The sequence below is a fragment of the Prevotella sp. LMAG:51 genome (assembly GCF_008680225.1).
GTDB classification, from domain to species: Bacteria; Bacteroidota; Bacteroidia; order Bacteroidales; family Bacteroidaceae; genus Prevotella; species Prevotella pectinovora.
This window is the reverse complement of the sequence record NZ_NALQ01000003.1, coordinates 187,271-206,396: the sequence shown is the minus strand read 5'-3', so window position 1 is coordinate 206,396 and position 19,126 is coordinate 187,271. Positions and strand designations below refer to the sequence as shown.

The following is a 19,126-nucleotide window of genomic DNA, read 5'->3' as shown; positions in this document are numbered from 1 at the left end:
GTTGTTCCCTTTACATACAAATTCTTAGACGGGTATGTATAAAAAAACTTAGCCAACGCTTCACAGCGCCAGCCAAGCAACTAATTAATAGACATATTTATAAAAAGGAACGTTATCTAAATTCATGTAAGCAAGATAAAGTCCGCATTGTCATTACTGTAGATGTGACAAGTTGACGAGGGGACAGGCTGATTGAATATGTCAGAAAGCGTTGTCGACGTTTGTAGAAACGTGAAAAACTATGTATCTATCCGCTCGCCTACTTGTCCACTACAGAACATGATAAAAACTTTATCGCTGTAAAGATACCCAAAACTTCACAGCCCTTGCTTGTATTTCATTGATATAACGGCCATTTTCTATTTTTAATGCATGAGAAAGTCTTAAAAGGTATTAAAATTAGTACACATAAAACCGACATGTTTTTTATGGTTTTCTTCTGCAAAAGCATGCAATTGTTGTCTGCTGACGAGTTTATTTAACCCAAATCGGTCATCAGACCGTCCTGTGTAATTATTCTATGAATGAATGTAATATCTTACAACTGTTTGCTGCATACAAAGCAAACTGCATCACGGAAGAAAAACAAATAAGGTTGAAATTGCAATTCTTATCCTTGCGATTCTCTCCTCTCGATTTAAATAATTACCTTTGCAGATGTCTAAACAAACGATATAAAGTCATGGAAATATCTGAACTGTACAGAATCTTCGAGCAACACCCCGTGGTGACTACCGACAGCCGCGACTGCCCGAAAGACTCCATCTTCTTCGCGCTCAAAGGAGCGTCGTTCAACGGAAACGCCTTCGCACAGAAGGCTATTGACGAAGGATGCGCCTTCGCCGTGGTAGACGAAAAGAAATTCGCCAAGGAGGACGACAAGAGATTCATACTCGTGGACAACTGTCTGAAGGCATTGCAGCAACTCGCCAACTACCACCGCAGGAAACTCGGAACAAAGATTATCGGCATCACCGGAACCAACGGAAAGACAACGACAAAGGAACTCGTGGCGACGGTGTTGCAGAAGAAATACAATGTATTGTATACCCAGGGAAACTTCAACAACGACATCGGTGTGCCGAAGACGTTGCTGAGACTGAAACCGGAACACGAAATCGCCGTAGTGGAGATGGGAGCGAGTCATCCCGGCGACATAAAGGAGCTGGTGGACATCGTGGAACCTGACTGCGGAATAATAACCAACGTGGGAAAGGCCCACCTGCAGGGCTTCGGATCGTTTGAGGGTGTGATAAAGACCAAGGGGGAGCTATACGACTTCTTGAGGGAGCACGGCGGACAGGTGTTCATACACAACGAGAACGAACATCTCAGGGGTATCGCCGACGGACTGCAGCTCGTGAGATATGGCACCACTGCCGACGCCCCGTCGCTGGCGGTATGCGGAGAGGTGGTGAGCTGTGCACCGCTGCTCAAATTCCGCTGGAAAAAGGCTGACGGAGAGTGGCATGAGGTGCAGACGCATCTCATTGGCGCATACAACGTGTTGAACATGCTTGCCGCGGCATGTATAGCTGACTTCTTCGGAGTGGACGAAGAGGATATCAGCACGGCGCTGCGCGACTATGTGCCGACGAACAACAGATCGCAGCTGGAAGTGACGGATTCAAACAGACTGATAGTTGACACCTACAATGCCAACCCTACGAGCATGAAGGCGGCATTGGAGAATTTCAGACTCATGCAGGTGGACCACAAGATGGCTATCCTCGGCGACATGAGAGAACTGGGAGAGGTGAGCCATGAGGAGCATCAGAAGGTGGTGGACTTCCTGAAGGAGAACGGCATCGACAACGTATGGCTGGTGGGTGAGGAGTTCGGAAAGACGGACTGCAACTTCCGCAAGTTTCACGATGTGGAGGAGGTGAAGGCTGAGATTGCCGCCAACAAGCCAGAAGGGTTCTACATCCTCATAAAGGGAAGCAACGGAATAAAACTCTTCCAGCTGCCGGCTCTTCTATAGAATCCCGAGCATTATTGATTCTTCGTTACGTAAAATCCATAATTTCGCAAAGCACTATGTTACAGAACAATCCATTCCTGACAGAAGGCTATTTGTCGCCAGAATACTTTTGCGACAGAGTAGAAGAAACAGCCCTACTGACACGACATCTTACAAACGGATGCAACGTGGCACTCATCGCTCCACGACGTATGGGAAAGTCCGGACTAATCTACAACTGCTTCAACGAAGAAGAAATCAGAAACAACTACCATTGTATCTACATAGACATATATGAGACAAAGAACCTGAACGAATTCGTATATGTCATGGGCAAAGGTATATTGCGCGAACTGAAGTCACAAGGACGCAAAGTGTGGGAATCATTTCTAAACATAATGCAATCTCTGAAATCAACCATCACTTTTGACATCAACGGCAACCCGGAATGGAACGTCGGACTTGGCGACATCGCCAGCCCCGATATAACACTCGACGAGATATTCGAATATCTGAACCATGCCGACAAGCCATGTATTGTGGCAATCGACGAGTTTCAAACCATTGCGAGCTATCCGGAAAAAACCGTTGAAGCAGCATTGCGCAAACGCATACAGAATTGCCACAACGCAAAATTCGTATTTTCAGGATCTAAACGACACATGATGGCATTGATGTTCGCATCCGAATCACGACCATTCTACAACAGTTCCAGCATTATGGGACTGGAGCCTATAAATAAAGAAGCGTATTTTGATTTCGCCAACCATCATCTGTCAAAAATCAACAGATCCATATCCCACAAAGCTTTTGAGTGGATTTACCAGTCGTTTGATGGAATAACGTGGTATATACAGTATATTCTGAATATGCTTTACACGCATGCCATATCAGAATTCACCATCACCACAGAGGATGCGAAAAGCGTTATGACAGCCATCTTGTCACACCATCGGTTCGTGTATGAATCGCTGCTGTTCCAACTTTCGCCTAAGCAGAAGCAGGTCTTGCTTGCCATCGCTAACGAAAGAAATGCCACCGGAGTCACTTCACAAGCTTTCCTACAGAAATACAAGCTTGGATCAAGCACGGTACAGGGAGCCATAAAAGTTCTGACAGAACGCGATTTCATCTCATACGACAATGATTCGTATCAAGTGAGCGACAGATTTTTCAGAGAGTGGATAATAAAACGGTTCTGATTATCCCCAAACAGTCATCAGGCAACAAGGTGCTGGTTTTCATAACTATTCCAAAATCAGAGCTCGCCCTAATGACCAGTTGAGGGTTAAGGTCTATGCCAAAAGCCAAGCTTGCCCTAATGACCAGTTGAGGGAGAGGGGCTTAATACTGGACTTATCCGGCAAATGAAGATAAACAAAAAACAGAGGATATGCCTCAGACTTTAAGTCTTCGGCATATCCTCTTATTCTTTCAATCCCTTCCGCTGCAATCTCCGTTGTCAGCAGGAGAGAGATGAGTCGTGCTATGATTAGTCGAGCTGAGCGAGCTTGTTGTCGCTGCCGAGCACGTCAATAATCTTGTGCTTGTACATAACCTCCATCAAGTCGCGAGCAGGACCGCAGTACTTACGTGGGTCGAACTCAGCTGGCTTTTCAGCCAATGTCTTGCGCACAGCAGCTGTGAATGCGAGACGAGAGTCTGAGTCGATGTTGATCTTGCAGACAGCGCTCTTTGAAGCCTTGCGGAGCTGCTCCTCTGGAATACCTACTGCATCTGGCAACTTGCCGCCGTTGGCGTTGATGATGTCAACATACTCCTGTGGAACTGAAGAAGAACCGTGGAGAACGATTGGGAAACCAGGAAGTTTCTTCATAATCTCGTCGAGCACGTCGAATGCCAATGGAGGAGGAACGAGACGGCCTGTCTTCGGGTCGCGTGTGCACTGCTCTGGCTTGAACTTGTAAGCTCCGTGGCTTGTACCGATAGAGATGGCAAGTGAGTCAACGCCAGTCTTTGTAGTGAAGTCGATAACCTCCTCAGGCTTTGTGTAGTGAGATACCTCAGAAGCTACCTCATCCTCAACACCTGCCAATACACCGAGCTCACCCTCTACAGTTACGTCGAACTGATGAGCATACTCTACAACCTTCTTTGTCAGAGCCACGTTCTCGTCGTATGGAAGAGAAGAACCGTCGATCATCACTGAAGAGAAACCGAGGTCTACGCAGTTCTTGCAAAGCTCGAAGCTGTCACCGTGGTCAAGGTGCAATACGATTTCAGGATGCTTGCAGCCCAATTCCTTGGCGTATGCAACAGCACCCTGTGCCATATAGCGCAACAGCGTTGGGTTAGCGTAGTTGCGGGCACCTTTAGAAACCTGCAGGATAACTGGAGACTTCAAATCTGAAGAAGCCTTGATGATTGCCTGCAACTGCTCCATGTTGTTGAAGTTGAATGCTGGAATGGCATATCCGCCATTAATAGCTCTGCTAAACATGTCTCTGGTGTTTACCAGGCCTAATTCTTTGTAACTTACCATAGTATAATACGTTAATTATAAATTAGTTATTGTCTTAAGTTTTTGGATATGGGGCTGTTATCCTCATAAAATCTGTTACATCGGCAAAGTTAGCACTTTATTTTGGGTAAACAAAGCGAAGTAGTGCTTTTTAATGTTCCTTTTTTATGAATTTGATATAAATTAAATCCTCGGAGCACTAAAATGGCATTTTTCAAGACGGAGATTGCAGAATGCGTGTCATATTGGCAATAATGCTATCAGATGGTGCTGAAGCGCTTGATGAGTTTGCGTCGGTACATCCTACCTATCTTTATATATTGTATGCCGTCGAATGGCGGGAAGAAATAACACTGGTTGTCTCTCACCTCCATCAGATATTTTATGTTGATTATGTATTTCTGGTTCACCTGCACGAAATTCTCGTCGAGCGCCATCAGTATGTCTTTGTTGGCACATCTCTTGAGGCGTATCGGTGTGTCGCATCGCGTTGCCACCACTTCCCATACTCTCAGGTCGTGGTTGTATTGGAACACACAGATATCCTGTATCTCGACGAGTCTGAAGTCCACGGCGTTGGTATATAGCAGCAATTTGTTGTCTTTCTTCTTCAGCGCACTGGTGACCGCCCTCTCCCTGCAGCAGTCGTCGTCAGTTTCCTCATCGTCGATGTCGATGTTTTTGTCGTCCTTTCCTTTCAGCTGCTCACGCTCCACTCTGATGTCTTCAAGTTCTTCTTCCAAGCGTGCCATCACGGTCTCCAGTTCGTTACCGTCTATTGGTTTCATGAGGAAATCGAAAGCCTTGTTTCTCAGAGCCGGCAGCGTGTAGGTGCCATAAGCGGTGTATACCACGGCGAGCGTGTCTTTGCATCCCTCGTCTTTCATCCTGCCGAGAAAGTCGATGCCTGTCATGTCGGGCATCTCCACATCCAGGAATACCACCTCGGCGTGTGTCGTCTTGAGCAGTTCCAGTCCGTCCTTTCCGTTGTTGGCAAATCCTGCCACGGTGACGTTGGGATAGTTTTTAAGTTTCTTTGCCAATGCGTCGATTGCCGTCTGTGTGTCGTCTACTATTATTATATCCATAAGTGTTCGTCTTTCTATCTGTTCGTTATATTTCTCTCAGTCCCTGCGGAAAGCTTATGCTTGCCTCGCATCCACATGTGTTTCCGTTTGTGTCATGTACGTTCCTTACCGTAAGGCTGGTCTTTCTCTTGTTTCTCTGGTTCAGCACGCTTATCGTGGTGCGCAGGATGTCGAGTCCCTGTCCTGTAGAGGCAGTGCGACGGATATCGAATCCGTTGCCATTGTCGCCCACCGTCACCGTCATTCCTCCGCGCCCGTCTCTCCTGACGGTGATATGCAGCAGCTTCTTGCCTGCCTTGCCTCTGAGGGCATGCTTGATGGAGTTCTCCACGAGTATCTGCACCGTCATCGACGGTATCATGAACTCTCCCAGCACCTTCCTGTCTATTCCGTCGCCCAGCGTGAGTGAATATTCAAAGTCGTCGCCGATGGTCTTGCGCTCCACGTTCACGTAGTTCTCCACGAAGTCCAGTTCCTCTTCGAGTGTAGCCATCTGCTTTCCCGTCAGGTCGAGGTTCTGCCGTATCAGTTTCGAGAGCAGCAGCAGTTCGTCCGCCTCCTTCGTTCCGTCGGCGGTGGTTATCCTGTTGTTCAGCACGTTGAACACAAAATGCGGCGATATCCTGTTTCTGGCGTTCTGCAGTCTTAGCGTGAACACCTTCATCTGTTCTGAAAGTCTTTTCTTACGGATATATGTGATGCCGTAGGCTATTACGAGCATAAGCACAGCGACGGATCCTATGGCACCGGCTATCACGTAATGCGCCTCCCTCACGTCGTTCTCCTTGCTTTGCATCTGTATCTGGTGGTGCAGCTGCAGCGTGTCTTGCGTGAATCTGTTCATCAGTTCCGCCGCTATCATGTGCTGTCTGTTGTTCACAAGCGAATCTGTTTCATGCATCTCTCTTGAGAGGTTCTTGAAAGCCATACGGTAGTTTCCCGTCGCTTCATAGTATTCACGCTTGTATTTGTTGCGTATCGCCTTCAGTCCTGGCTCCACGCTCTCCGGCGTATCATCGAGCGAGGCGAGGCGGTGTGCCTCTGCCATATTACCCCGTTTCATGGCAAGTCCCAGTTCCACGGAGTGTGTATAGTACAGTGCCACGGCATCGTCGCATGCTGTGAAGAAGGTGTCTGCCTCTGTAACATACTTCTCAGCCTCATCCAGTCTGTTGAGATTGAGCAATACGTCCGCCATGTTCACCTTGCAGATGAACATCGAGTAAGATTTTCCCATATCGAGCCGTTCGTGCAGTTTCTCCAGTCTCACAAACTGCTTCAGCGCTTCTTTGTATTCCTTTTTATAATAATGGTAGTTTCCTATGCTGGTTATGAGATATATCTGCATGTCGGGGCTCATGAGATTATACATCTTCTCTGTGGCATCCAGATATTTCTTTGCCGACTTATAGTCTTCGAGCATCATGTATACTCTGCCCAATCCCATATACAGAGTTATGTTTCTTGTGGGTTCCAGCTGGAGGGAGTCAACGAGGAAAAGCGCCCTGCGATACCACACCGCCGCATTCGGCAGGTCGGAATCGAAGGAATAGGCATCGGCGAGATTGGCACACACGTCGGGTGCGGTCTCCATCCTGTCGCTCCTCATCAGAGCCTCGTATGAGAGCCGGTACTGGCGTATAGCCTCCTTGGGCTGGCGTCTGAAACTATGCAGTGCCACACCTTTGCAGTTTCTGGCAAATCCTATTATTCCTTCCGTATGGGCATCTTTCTCCTGTTTTTCGAGAAAGTGCAGAGTCCTGTCGGTCACGGCAGTGGCGGAATCCGGTTCCGATTCCGTAAGGTATATCTTTCCCAGACGGATGTAGTATTCATAGTATTCGGCACTGTCTTTCGCCTCTTTCATCCCCTGCTCCGCCATCGTCCTTGCCATCGGCGAACGGAAGGAAACGGAGTCGTCAAGTGCCCGCAGACGCTTCAGCGACAATGTGTCGGTTGTCTGCCTGTCTTTTCTCCCTTGCGAGCATGAGGTAGTGATTGCCGCCACTACTGTAAACATCAGTAGCAGCGCCATAAACAATGCGGTGTAGGTTTTTCTGTGATTCGTCATGGCGAGTCGGTGTGATGGGGATATTGACTTGTAGTATGGTTCCTACTTTTCCATTGTGCAAATATAACAAATTAATTTTACAATCTTTAAGGATTTGCCGGAAAAAAGTATTACCAATATCGGCCATCCAACCTACCGTCAACACAATATTCCACAATAACGACCGCTTAATCACACCCAGACTCCATTTAATCCAAAAATAGCTACATTTGTGTTTATGTTTGCCATGACATCAATATAAGCGGATTGGATGCCCTTCTATTGCTTTCCGGGCAATATCGGACCGTTTCCTTTGCCTATTCCGGCATCCTTGCCTCGCATGATGGCGTGGGCAAGAAGAGCCTTCGCCTGAGGGATTGCCGACGGGATGTCGAGTCCTTTCAGCAGGAATGCCGCTATTGCCGACGACAGGGTGCATCCCGTGCCGTGCAGATTGCGTGTGTCAATCCTTTCCGACTTGAAGCTCTGGCTGCTGCCGTCGGGATTGAACAGGCTGTCGGCGAGCACCTCTCCGTCGGAGTGTCCGCCTTTTATCAATATCGAGGCATGCAGGGCGTCAGCCAGAGCGCCGCCCTCACAGACTATGCCTGTCTTTGCTGCCAGGAACTCCGCTTCGGGGATATTCGGGGTGACGAGCGTACAGAGCGGCATCAGCTCCTCCACCACCACATCGAGACAGTCGGCAGCCATCAGTCTCCTGCCGCTGGTTGATATCATCACGGGGTCGTAAACGACGTGGCAGTCGTGAGAAGCCTTATATTCCCGCAACGCCGCGGCTATGACATGCGCCACCCCGGCATCGGGCACCATGCCTATCTTCACCGCCTTAACGTTCAGATCCGAGAGCACCGCCTTCAACTGGCTCTCCACCACGCTGCCGCCGACCGGCATCACACCGGTAATGCCCATCGTGTTCTGGCTCGTTATCGCCGTTATCACCGTGGCGCAGTAAACCCCTACCGATTCCATCGTCTTCAGGTCCTGCTGTATGCCGGCTCCTGCCGACGAGTCGGATCCGGCTATCGTCAGAGCTACGGGAGTCAGCTCCGCAGACACGCCTTTCCAGGCATCGCCCAATATCATGGCGCCGCCGAATCCCATCCTCAACACATCGTCGAGCTTCCCGAAGGTAACGCCGCCCAGCGCCATCACCTTGTCGTCGATGATGCCCCGGTCACGGGCTTCTCTGATTTCCTCTGCCGTGAATGCTGAATGATAGCCTCGCTTGGAAATGGAATCGAAGATTGGCGAGAGCGACACGTAGTCGCACCGCTTCTTCCATTCCGCCACTTCTTCCAGCGAATGACAGCTGCGGCTCACGCTCCCCGTCCATCCTTCGGGAGGCAGCGGGTTGCGGCTGTTCAGATGCACGCCGTGGAGGGAATACCGCAGGGCAAGTTCATGGTGGTCGTGAAGCACGAGACTGCCGTGCCATCCGGCAGGAATCTCCCTAATCAGCTTCTCCACTTCTGCTGCCGTGGCTTCGGGCTTGCGTATATGCACGAGGTCCACCTGTCCCTGGAGGAGCTGCACTATCTGCGCAGCCTCTCCAGAGAAGAAGTGTGGTAGAGTTATTACTATTGTCTTCATTATTTTCCGAGTTTGCCGAAGAGGTCGAACGAGGCATCCCAGTCTTTCCACACCGGTTCACGTCCCAGTTCTCTGAGCCGCTGGTTTATCACCGATGCCTTGCGCTCATCGCTCACGCTGAACTGCTCCAGCGCCTGCGGATAGGTGTGGTATCCACCGGGGTTCACCTTCGATTCTGCCGACATCGTGGTGACTCCCAGCGTACACATGTTGTCGCGGATATATGCCGGTTCGCGTGTAGAATAAGAGATGTCCACGTCGTGGTCGAAGATTCGCATGGCAAACGTAGCCTGTGCCAGTTCCCTGTCCGACATATAGCAGTTGGGATGGAATCCCTCGTTCTGCGCCGGCCGCATACGTGGGAAGTTCACGCTGTATTTCGTTCTCCAGTAATGCTTCTGCAGATAGCGCAGATGGTATGCCATCATCACCACGTCGGTGCGCCATTCCTTTTCCAGTCCGATGAGCACTCCCATACCGATGGAATGCACTCCTGCCTGTCCCATTCTGTCGAATCCGTTGCACCGCCATTCAAACTTGCTCTTCATGCCTCGCGGATGATAGAGGTTATAGTGTTCGCGGTTGTATGTCTCCTGAAAGCATATCACTCCGTTCATGCCATGGTCGGCAAGAGTCTTGTAGTCTTCTGCCGAGAGCGGCATCACCTCAATCTTCACGTTGGAGAAATATTTCTTCGCCAGGTCTATTGCCTTGGCGAGATATGGCACACCTGCCTTTGCCGGGTTCTCTCCCGTCACGAGCAGGATGTTCTCAAAGGGTGCCAGTTCCTTTATCGCCTTATACTCGTTTTCTATCTGCTCCATCGTGAGTATGGTCCTCGCCATCTTGTTCTCCACGTGGAATCCGCAGTAGACGCATGAGTTGGCACACGAGTTGGTGATATAAAGAGGTATGAACATCGACATCGTCTTGCCGAACCTCTCCTCGGTGTATTTGCGAGAGAGCCTTGCCATCGTCTCAAGATATGGCGTGGCGGCAGGCGAGATCAGCGCCATGAAATCGTCAACGTTGCAGTGGTCTTTGGCGAGCGCCCGGCGCACGTCGTTGTCGGTCATGTGAGCGATGCGCTCTGTGGTCTCGTCCCAACTTATATTTTTTAATTCTTCGCTAAACATATTCTTTTTCTTGTTATCATTTCTTTGCGCACGGTTTGTACGCATATTCCCTCAGTGTCGTTATCGACGGCGACTTGCCGCACAATGCGCAGTCTTCGTTGCGCCCCACGTCGAAGCGCCGCCACTCCATCGTCAGCGCATCGAGAGTGAGCAGTGCGTCGGTGAGCGTGCTGCCCATTCCGGCGATGCTCTTTATCGTCTCCGTAGCCTGCACGGTGCCTATCATTCCTGCCAGCGGACCGAGCACACCGACCATGGAGCAGGTTTCCACCTCTGCCACAGCGGGCGGTTCGGGGAAGATGCAGCGGTAGCATGCCGTACCGGGCTGGTGGGTCATCACCTGTCCGTAATATCTGTTTATGCCGCCGATGGTGAATCCCTTGCCGAGCATCACACTGGCATCGTTGACGAGATATTTTGAGGCGAAATTATCCGTCCCCTCCACCACGAAGTCGTATGGACGGATAAGGTCGGTGGCATTGTCTTCGTTGAGATACGTCTCATACACCTCCACCTCTACATCGGGGTTCATTGCCCTCAACCGCTTTGCGGCGGTTTCTGCCTTTCCGCTCCCCACATCATCGGTGGTATAGAGCACTTGTCGCTGCAGGTTTGCCACCGAGACGAAGTCGCCATCCACGATGCCGATATGTCCCACTCCCGCCGCAGCGAGATACATCGCAACGGGAGAACCCAGACCGCCGGCACCCACCACGAGCACCTTGGCATCGAGAAGGCGCCGCTGGCCGTCACGCCCCATTCCGTCGAGGATGATGTGTCGGTCGTAGCGGCGTCTCTGTTCTGAAGTCAGTTCCATCATTTCTTGAATTTCCTCAGATCGTGGGTCAGCTTGGCAGCACAGAAGTTCGGACCGCACATCGTGCAGTATTCGCCATCTGTGTGTCCTGCCTCCTCAAAATACTGCAGGGCGCGTTCCGGGTCGAGCGACAAGTGGAACTGGTCTCTCCATCTGAACTCGAAGCGTGCCTTAGACAGGGCGTTGTCGCGCACCATAGCTCCCGGATGTCCCTTTGCGAGGTCGGCGGCATGTGCTGCAATCTTGTATGTCACCACTCCCACACGCACGTCTTCCTTGTTTGGCAATGCGAGGTGCTCCTTCGGTGTCACGTAGCAGAGCATCGCTGTTCCGAGCCATGCTATCTGCGCTCCGCCGATGGCACTCGTGATGTGGTCGTAGCCTGGGGCGATGTCGGTGACGAGCGGACCGAGGGTATAGAACGGTGCCTCATGACAGTGGTCGAGCTGGCGCTCCATGTTCTCCTTGATTTTCTGCATCGGCACGTGGCCCGGTCCTTCGATGAACGCCTGCACGTTCTTGTCCCATGCCCTTGTCACGAGTTCGCCCATGGTGTCGAGCTCTGCAAACTGTGCCGCATCGTTGGCATCGGCGATACATCCTGGGCGCAGTCCGTCGCCGAGCGAGAGTGCCACGTCATACTTCGCCACGATGTCGCAGATGTCGTCGAAGTGCTCATAGAGGAAGCTCTCCTTCTCGTGGTAGAGACACCACTTGCTCATGATACTTCCGCCGCGGCTTACGATACCGCAGAGGCGTGTGTCGGCGAGGTGTACGTTGTGCAGACGGATTCCGGCATGGATAGTGAAGTAGTCCACTCCCTGCTCACACTGCTCGATGAGCGTGTCGCGGTATACTTCCCAGCTGAGGTCTTCCACCTTGCCGTCCACCTTCTCCAGTGCCTGATAGATAGGCACGGTGCCTACCGGTACCGGACTGTTTCGGAGAATCCACTCTCTTGTCTCGTGGATATTGTTTCCGGTAGAGAGGTCCATCACGGTGTCGCCGCCCCATTTGCACGACCATACCGCCTTGTCCACCTCTTCCTCGATGCCTGATGATGTGGCTGAGTTTCCAAGGTTGGTGTTTATCTTCACGAGGAAGTTCCTGCCGATGATCATCGGTTCGCTCTCGGGATGGTTTCTGTTGGCTGGTATCACCGCTCTGCCTCGGGCAATCTCGTCGCGCACGAACTCCGGTGTGATATGTGTCTTGATGCCGAGTTCCTCGCAGTTCATGTTCTCTCTGATAGCCACATACTCCATCTCCTGCGTTATGATGCCTGCCTTGGCGTATGCCATCTGTGTGGTGCCGCCCTCGCATGCCGGACGGTTGTCTATCCATGCCTGGCGCATCTTGGGCAGTCCCTTCTTCAGGTCCACCTTGTATTCAGGGTCGGTATACGGGCCGCTCGTGTCGTAGATATACACGGGAGCGTTTGGCGTCATGTGGGGGATGCCATTCTCGTCTTTGGTCACGGTGGGGGTGAGGTTCACCTTTGTCATTCCCACTCTTATCTCCGGGAACAGTTTACCCTGCATATATGCTTTCTCTCTCTGTGCGTATGCTTTGTTATCTTGTGGCATAGTGTGTGATATTAGGTTATGTATTCTTGATATGGTTTATTTGTCGAGGAATGCTGTGAGTGGCGAACTTGCCTCGGCGCAGTCGCTGATGGCTCCCAGTCCTGCCTCGTAGGCTCTTCTGCCGCATACCACGGCTTCCTTGAAGGCTTTTGCCATTTCCACAGGGTTTCCTGCCACGGCGATGGCGGTGTTCACCAGACAGGCGCTTGCTCCCATCTCCATTGCCTCGGCGGCATGGCTCGGAGCACCGATACCTGCATCCACTACCACTGGCACCGTGGCCTGGTCGATGATGATCTTGAGGAAGTCTTTCATTCTCAATCCCTTGTTGGTGCCTATCGGTGCGGCGAGCGGCATCACAGTGGCTGCTCCTGCCTCTTCGAGGTGCTTGCAGAGTGTGGGGTCTGCCTGGCAATATGGCAATACCACGAAGCCCATCTTCACGAGTTTCTCCGTTGCCTTCAGTGTCTCTATAGAGTCTGGCAGCAGATAGCGTGGGTCGGGGTGGATCTCGAGCTTCAGCCAGTTGGTGCCGAATGCCTCGCGTGCCATCTGTGCCGCAAAGACTGCCTCTTCAGCATCGCGCACGCCGCTGGTGTTTGGCAGCAGCTGGATGTTAGGGTTCTGGGTGATGTGGGCGAGCAGGTCGTCGTTCTTGTCTTCCAGTTCGATGCGCTTCATTGCCACCGTAACCATTTCCGTTTCCGACGCTTTGATGGCGTCTGCCATCAGGGTGTTGTCGTTGAACTTTCCTGTGCCCAGGAATAGGCGGGAATTGAATTCCCTTCCTGCGATAACTAATTTTTCCATTCTGTATGTTGTTTTGAAGTTTTACGAATTGACGAGGGGAGCGACATACCGCCCGGGAAAGGACAGTCGTAGTCTCTCCTTTTTATCATATTGCCTATGGCATCTGCCGTTCATGAATTGCCAGCAGCCGCATTATCTCCTGCGTCTTCTCCACCGGGTCGTCAGCCCGGAGTATCGTGCCGCTCACGGCGATGCCGCTGACTCCGGTAGCCATGATGGCGGGGATGTCGTCGGTGGTTATTCCGCCTATCGCCACCACTGGCATGCCGATGTCCCTACGATTCATCTCTGCCACGATGTTCTCGTAGCCGCTGATGCCGAGAACCGGCGAGAGCTTCTCCTTGGTGGTGGTGAAACGGAACGGACCGCAGCCCACATAGTCGGCGCCGCTCTTCCAGTGGTCTTCCACATCGGCGATGGTGTTTGCCGTACCGCCGATGATGAAAGTGTCGCCCAGGATGCGGCGTGCCTCGCTGATGGGCATGTCGTTCTTGCCAAGATGCACTCCGTCGGCTCCCAGCCTCTTCACCATCTCCACGCGGTCGTCGATGACGAACGTGGCGCCTGCCTCGCGACACATTTTCTGTGCCTCGACGGCTATCGGCTCCACCTCGCTGTCGGCGGCTCCCTTCATGCGCAGCTGTATCCATCTGCAACCACCCTCGAGCGCCATCCTGATACCGTCGAGATAGGTGGTATTGCCGTTGGTGTGGGATATGAACTGCAGACTGAAATTTGCCTTTGCTTCTCTGTTCATCATGTGGCTATCCTCCGCAGAACGCTTTTATTATCACTATGTTGTCACCCTCTTCCACTGGCGTTGTGCTCCAGTCGGTACGGGCAACGAGCTTGTTGTCGATGGCAACGGCAACTCCCTTTGCCGGCAGCTGCAGCTCCTCGGCGAGGCCGGCAACGCTCTTTGCGGCGGTCTCTGTCTCTTTGTTGTTGATGTTTACTTTCATTTGCTTTCCTTAGTTATGGTTAGTACCTGTCAAGGCTGTGCCCTACGGGGCGATGGAAACCTTGTCAAACCGTGATGAACGGTTGGGGGATTTTCCACAAGCAGTTATAAGATATTACATTAAAACTGCCTGATGACCAAATCTATTTTCTAACGGAATGCCTCTGAAAGTGAGTGGAAAAGAAAAAGCCCCTATTCCATGCTCTTCCGCATGAAGTAGGGGCTTTATTATAGGTTATATCAATTCCCTCCGGCAGCATTACCTGCATCAGGTTAATGTGGGTATAATCTCAGCCAATTTCTCAGCACCCCGTGTTTTTTCTCTTTGCATGCAAATGTAATGATAAAAAACGAGACACTCACCACTATACGACGACGTTTTTTCCGTTTTTAACCGATGTTAACGTGTAGGCAAGGTGGTCATCGTATGAATGATTTTTCTCCTGGAAAGTATCATAGTATCATTTTCGAGCCTCCATTCGGGCATAATCGTCTGACACGCAAGCAGATGGCGGAATGATACTTTTCCATTTGCTTTACAGAAATGTATCATAGAAGTATCACTGAAGTATCATGACAGTCTGAAAGGGTAGCCATCCTGACCTTAAACCCAAATCGGTCATTAGGGCTTGCTTGTATTTTGCTTTTTTAGAAGAGTGGATTTTGTTTGGCTTTTAATGAGTAATAGCGAGCTATTGCGAATTAAAAACAAGCAAAAGACGCCTTATAAAAAGCAAAAGACTGCAAGCAGTTATGAAATACCATATTAAACGGCCTAATGACCGTTTTGGGTTAAACCCATCCTGACCTTCCCAAAGGGAAGAAACTAGTTACCTGAGTTCGGGATAAGCGACAGTCGTTTTTCTTGCTATGCCAGATTTCCGATAGGTGCATATTACATTTGCCCTCCAAACAATATGGATGGCAAAATGCAAGGATTGTAAAGTCCAAATGAAGTTTACTTTATAACAGCAAGCTGTCCGTCAACATTCTCTATGCAATAGTCAATGTTGATGGATGGCTTCTTTTCAAAGAAGCTATACGCAGCCAAAACAGAAAGGACATTCATTACGAAATTGAACACGCTACGATGTCTTGAATGTACAAGTTGTGCAACATTCTTAAGTTCGTCATTGATGGTTTCTATGACAGATCTTTTACGCAACAGAATCTTGTCATACAATGGCATAAGCTTGTTTTTCATATTGCATTTCAAGCCAGTGACAATTTCTATACCGTCGTTAAACAATCTCTCAAACAAGCCATGCGAAATATATCCTTTGTCTGCGAATAATTTTCCGAACACATTATCACTCAATCTGTTAAAAACATCTGTATTTCTATCGTCAACATTCGCTTTCGTAAGCATAAAGTTAAGCAGTTCACCTCTCTCATTGCATATCAGGTGTAACTTGAAACCGAAATACCATCCCATGGTGCTTTTGCCTCTTTCTGCATAACCACGGAACACCTTATTCCTTGTTATACGCTTGTTGTGGCATACAGGAATGCATGTACTGTCAATGAAACTTATACCCGTGCATCTACCAAAGCAAAACAGTTGGAGGAACAGCATCATCTCAACCGCGACTCTGGACTCGAGTTCAACAAAGCGGTTATATGAGAGCTGCTTTGGGAACAAGTCGTGCAGGTGCACCTTGACATAAAAGAGGTAATAATGCTTGAAGTTGCGGAAAGTATTGAAATGAAAGCAGATGAGTATTGTCATGATTTCCGACCGGCTCATAGTACATTTCCGATTGCGGTGCTTACGCCCGTCAGGCTCACAAATGGACATGCGGGCAATCTCTTTATCATATTCTTGGCAAAAATCATCGATAATACAGAAAATTTCAGTAATTTTGTCCTTGGTAATCTCCATAACTATAGTATCCTTTTACTTTATAACTAATTGATTTACAACCATAAAGGTACTAAAAATTATTGAGATTACCAACTTTTATAAAGACTTTCTTATCCCGAACTCAGGTTAGTTACTCCGCATACTGTCATCAGCCCCCACCTAACCTCCCCCGAAGGGGAGGGACAAATACCATTGACTGTCTGATTGTAGTTACAACTTGTCGGTTCTGGATTTTGTCTTAAACCCGAATCGGCCGTTAGGGCTTGCTTGGATTTTGTTATTTTAGAAGAGTGGATTTTGTTTGGCTTTTAATGAGTAATAGCGAGCTATTACGAATTAAAAACAGACAAAAGGCGCCTTATAAAAAACTAAAGACTGCAAGCAGTAATTAAAAAATACAATAAACGGCCTAATGACCTCTAAGTTTGCAGAAGATTGCGACGAAGTCGCATAAACTCCAAAATAATCAAGGTAAAACTATGATTGCTAAAGACAGTTTCGTACCTTTGTTGTAAAAAGGTAGAATCGGTCTGTCGAAGAGGTAAACCAGCTAATGACCCAGCCGTAAAGCTATAAATCGTTTAGGTCCTCATCGACATAGTTGCAAAGACCAGATAGAAAGTTATCGGCTCTGAGCCTTGTTAGAGTGTTAGTCCATACAACTATTGACCAATTCTACACAATATAACTCGTACAAAGTTATGAAGAATTTATTTATCGGAGTTGATTTTTCGAAAGAAAAAGTTGATGTGGCTATCCTTTTTGCAGACGGACTGGCAGAAACCGCTGCTAGAGTGTTCAACGAGTTCAAGACAACCGTGTCTGGCTATAGGCAGTTGGTCAAGTGGGTTGAGCAGAATTCCTGCGGTATCGACTCGTCCTTGTGGCTCTTCTGTGGCGAGAACACGGGCGACTACAGCAAGGGACTGTGCAACTTCCTCTACGGTAAAGGCTACGACATGTGGCTTGAGAACGCAAAGAGCATCAAAGACGCATCTGGTCTTAGACGATTGAAGTCTGACCGTGCTGACGCCTCGATGATTGCAGAATACGCCATGAGGAATTACGATAAAGCCGTTATGTACGAGCCTCTTAGCGAGTCGCTTACACAACTGCGTGAGCTGTTCCTATACCGTCAGATGATCGTAAGACACAGATGCAGTTTCCAGGTGCGTAGAGGCGAAAAGCGACTCACTATGGAGAAGTCGCCAGTCAAGACAATGATTTCGCAGAGCGGACGGCACATCGTCTCTGAACTCAATAAGGAGATAGAGAAGATAGATAAGCGCATTGCCGATCTCATCAAGTCGGACGAGGAACTCACCGAGGTGTTCACCATCGTGACCTCGGTGCCTGGCATAGGAACGCAGAACGCTGTGTGCCTGATGGTGTACACCGACAACTTCCGGCGTTTCAACTACGACTCACGCAAGATTGCCTGCTATTACGGCCTAGCTCCATTTGGCAAAGATTCGGGAACCAGTGTGCATTCCGATCCGCATGTACATTATATGGCTAACCGCCAGATAAAGGCCATGCTGACGCAAGCGGCACTAGCTGCCGTCAACTTCAATCCCATTATGGCGAGGTACTACATGCGCCTCGTAGAACGAGGAAAGAAGAAGCAGGTTGCACTGAACAATGTCAAGAACAAACTTGTACATTTGGTCACAGCCATGGTCAGAAATCGCCAAACATTCACCCCTGAATATAAAATCTCAGCATAAATTGAAAATAATGGTCAAAACATTTGGATATTAACATAGAAAGCGATTTGGGTTAAAAGCTTCATGAAATGGGCAACATGCTTGCCCATGTGGGGCAAGCAGCTTACTCACTTGGGGCAAGCACCTTGCCCCAAGTGGGCACGGGTAGTGCCCAAAACTGTGCCCAAAGTTTCCATAGAAAGAAACGTCAGTAAGGGGATGCAAAGCGCCAACATAACAGACTCTTTCCTGTTGATGAGGAATCAGAAGTCGATATTAATCGACTCACAGATATATCTATTCCGTGTTGTTGTAGTTGTGTCCCCAGCCTTCAGCAGGGACACAAATCAAAAAATGAAACACGGATTGCACAGAGAACCACGGATCGGTCTTTCACGGATATTTTTTTAATATTATTGAGCCAATGATTTTTTTATTCAGGTTTGGATTCAGTTGGATTTGCAAGTGCTGGGGCACTTCGTTTTTCGATATGCCTTGCGATGCGCAATGGTTATCGGACATCTTCTTCCAATCGCCTTCAGCCCCCTCTCGTTCTCCCCCGAAGGGGAGATGCAGGTCACTCCGGATATTGATAACCTATTGATAATCAGCAACTGAGAGCAATCAATCCCTCCCCTACGGGGGAGGTTAGGTGGGGCTGATGACAATAATCGAAGCTACTCTGCCAATGAACTTCAGCCCCCTCTCGTTCTCCCCCGTTGGGGAGATGCTGATTACTCCGGATATTGATAACCTATTGATAATCAGCAACTGAGAGTAACCAATCCCTCCCCTACGGGGGAGGTTAGGTGGGGGCTGATGACAATAATCGAAGTAACCAGTTCCTTCCCTTTGGGAAGGTTAGGATGGGTTTGAGGTTAGGTTGGGCTGATATTGAAGGACGGGCAACTACAGTCATTACTGATGCCTTCCAGAAAAAGGGAGTGCCACAAGCACTCGCAAATCCACGGAAATCCAAGATTTAATCCAAAACTAAAAAGGTCTAAAATAATCCGTGATGATTGATCCGTGGTTTATCTGTGATATCAGTG

General features: G+C 49.4%; 14 protein-coding genes. 3 read left to right on the top strand and 11 right to left on the bottom strand.

The window, feature by feature from the left end; genetic code table 11:
• Nucleotides 1-682: 682 nt before the first annotated feature.
• Both CCC32_RS01080 and CCC32_RS01075 read left to right on the top strand, forming a co-directional pair.
• Complete coding sequence (locus CCC32_RS01080) at nucleotides 683-1,984, top strand: UDP-N-acetylmuramoyl-tripeptide--D-alanyl-D-alanine ligase (protein ID WP_044071963.1); 1,302 nt, start codon at nucleotides 683-685, stop codon at nucleotides 1,982-1,984.
• A 56-nt stretch (nucleotides 1,985-2,040) separates the two neighbouring features.
• Nucleotides 2,041-3,165 (top strand): AAA family ATPase, encoded by a 1,125-nt coding sequence (locus CCC32_RS01075; RefSeq protein WP_287071620.1) that lies wholly within the window; start codon nucleotides 2,041-2,043, stop codon nucleotides 3,163-3,165.
• Nucleotides 3,166-3,455: 290 nt separating this feature from the next.
• Here CCC32_RS01075 and CCC32_RS01070 read toward each other — a convergent pair whose 3' ends face one another.
• The 11 genes from CCC32_RS01070 to CCC32_RS01020 all read right to left on the bottom strand — a co-directional run bounded on the left by CCC32_RS01070 (nucleotide 3,456) and on the right by CCC32_RS01020 (nucleotide 16,386).
• Entirely contained in the window at nucleotides 3,456-4,466 is a 1,011-nt protein-coding gene (locus CCC32_RS01070) for a class II fructose-bisphosphate aldolase (RefSeq protein WP_022315773.1), read from the bottom strand.
• A 239-nt stretch (nucleotides 4,467-4,705) separates the two neighbouring features.
• Complete coding sequence (locus CCC32_RS01065) at nucleotides 4,706-5,533, bottom strand: LytR/AlgR family response regulator transcription factor (protein WP_022315772.1); 828 nt, start codon at nucleotides 5,531-5,533, stop codon at nucleotides 4,706-4,708.
• Nucleotides 5,534-5,558: 25 nt separating this feature from the next.
• Nucleotides 5,559-7,604 (bottom strand): tetratricopeptide repeat-containing sensor histidine kinase, encoded by a 2,046-nt coding sequence (locus tag CCC32_RS01060; protein ID WP_082027912.1) that lies wholly within the window; start codon nucleotides 7,602-7,604, stop codon nucleotides 5,559-5,561.
• Nucleotides 7,605-7,862: 258 nt separating this feature from the next.
• Nucleotides 7,863-9,194, bottom strand: a complete 1,332-nt coding sequence (gene thiD, locus CCC32_RS01055) for a bifunctional hydroxymethylpyrimidine kinase/phosphomethylpyrimidine kinase (protein WP_278841893.1) — start codon at nucleotides 9,192-9,194, stop codon at nucleotides 7,863-7,865.
• A complete protein-coding gene (gene thiH / locus CCC32_RS01050) occupies nucleotides 9,194-10,330 on the bottom strand; it encodes a 2-iminoacetate synthase ThiH (protein ID WP_022315769.1) in 1,137 nt (378 codons plus the stop codon). The genes thiD and thiH overlap by 1 nt, the downstream gene beginning before the upstream one ends.
• Before the next feature lie 16 nt (nucleotides 10,331-10,346).
• Nucleotides 10,347-11,150, bottom strand: a complete 804-nt coding sequence (locus CCC32_RS01045; protein WP_231560829.1) for a HesA/MoeB/ThiF family protein — start codon at nucleotides 11,148-11,150, stop codon at nucleotides 10,347-10,349.
• Nucleotides 11,147-12,733, bottom strand: a complete 1,587-nt coding sequence (gene thiC / locus CCC32_RS01040) for a phosphomethylpyrimidine synthase ThiC (RefSeq protein ID WP_287071609.1) — start codon at nucleotides 12,731-12,733, stop codon at nucleotides 11,147-11,149. The genes CCC32_RS01045 and thiC overlap by 4 nt, the downstream gene beginning before the upstream one ends.
• Before the next feature lie 36 nt (nucleotides 12,734-12,769).
• Entirely contained in the window at nucleotides 12,770-13,543 is a 774-nt protein-coding gene (locus CCC32_RS01035; protein ID WP_042518217.1) for a thiazole synthase, read from the bottom strand.
• A gap of 94 nt (nucleotides 13,544-13,637) precedes the next feature.
• Complete coding sequence (locus CCC32_RS01030; protein WP_287071607.1) at nucleotides 13,638-14,303, bottom strand: thiamine phosphate synthase; 666 nt, start codon at nucleotides 14,301-14,303, stop codon at nucleotides 13,638-13,640.
• Between the two features lie 4 nt (nucleotides 14,304-14,307).
• Nucleotides 14,308-14,505, bottom strand: coding sequence for a sulfur carrier protein ThiS (gene thiS / locus CCC32_RS01025; RefSeq protein WP_044064504.1), 198 nt, complete (start codon nucleotides 14,503-14,505; stop codon nucleotides 14,308-14,310).
• 957 nt (nucleotides 14,506-15,462) lie between these two features.
• Entirely contained in the window at nucleotides 15,463-16,386 is a 924-nt protein-coding gene (locus tag CCC32_RS01020; RefSeq protein ID WP_287071600.1) for an IS982 family transposase, read from the bottom strand.
• 683 nt (nucleotides 16,387-17,069) lie between these two features.
• Between CCC32_RS01020 and CCC32_RS01015 the strand changes: the two genes are divergently transcribed.
• A complete protein-coding gene (locus tag CCC32_RS01015; RefSeq protein WP_042517114.1) occupies nucleotides 17,070-18,095 on the top strand; it encodes an IS110 family RNA-guided transposase in 1,026 nt (341 codons plus the stop codon).
• Nucleotides 18,096-19,126: the final 1,031 nt, after the last annotated feature.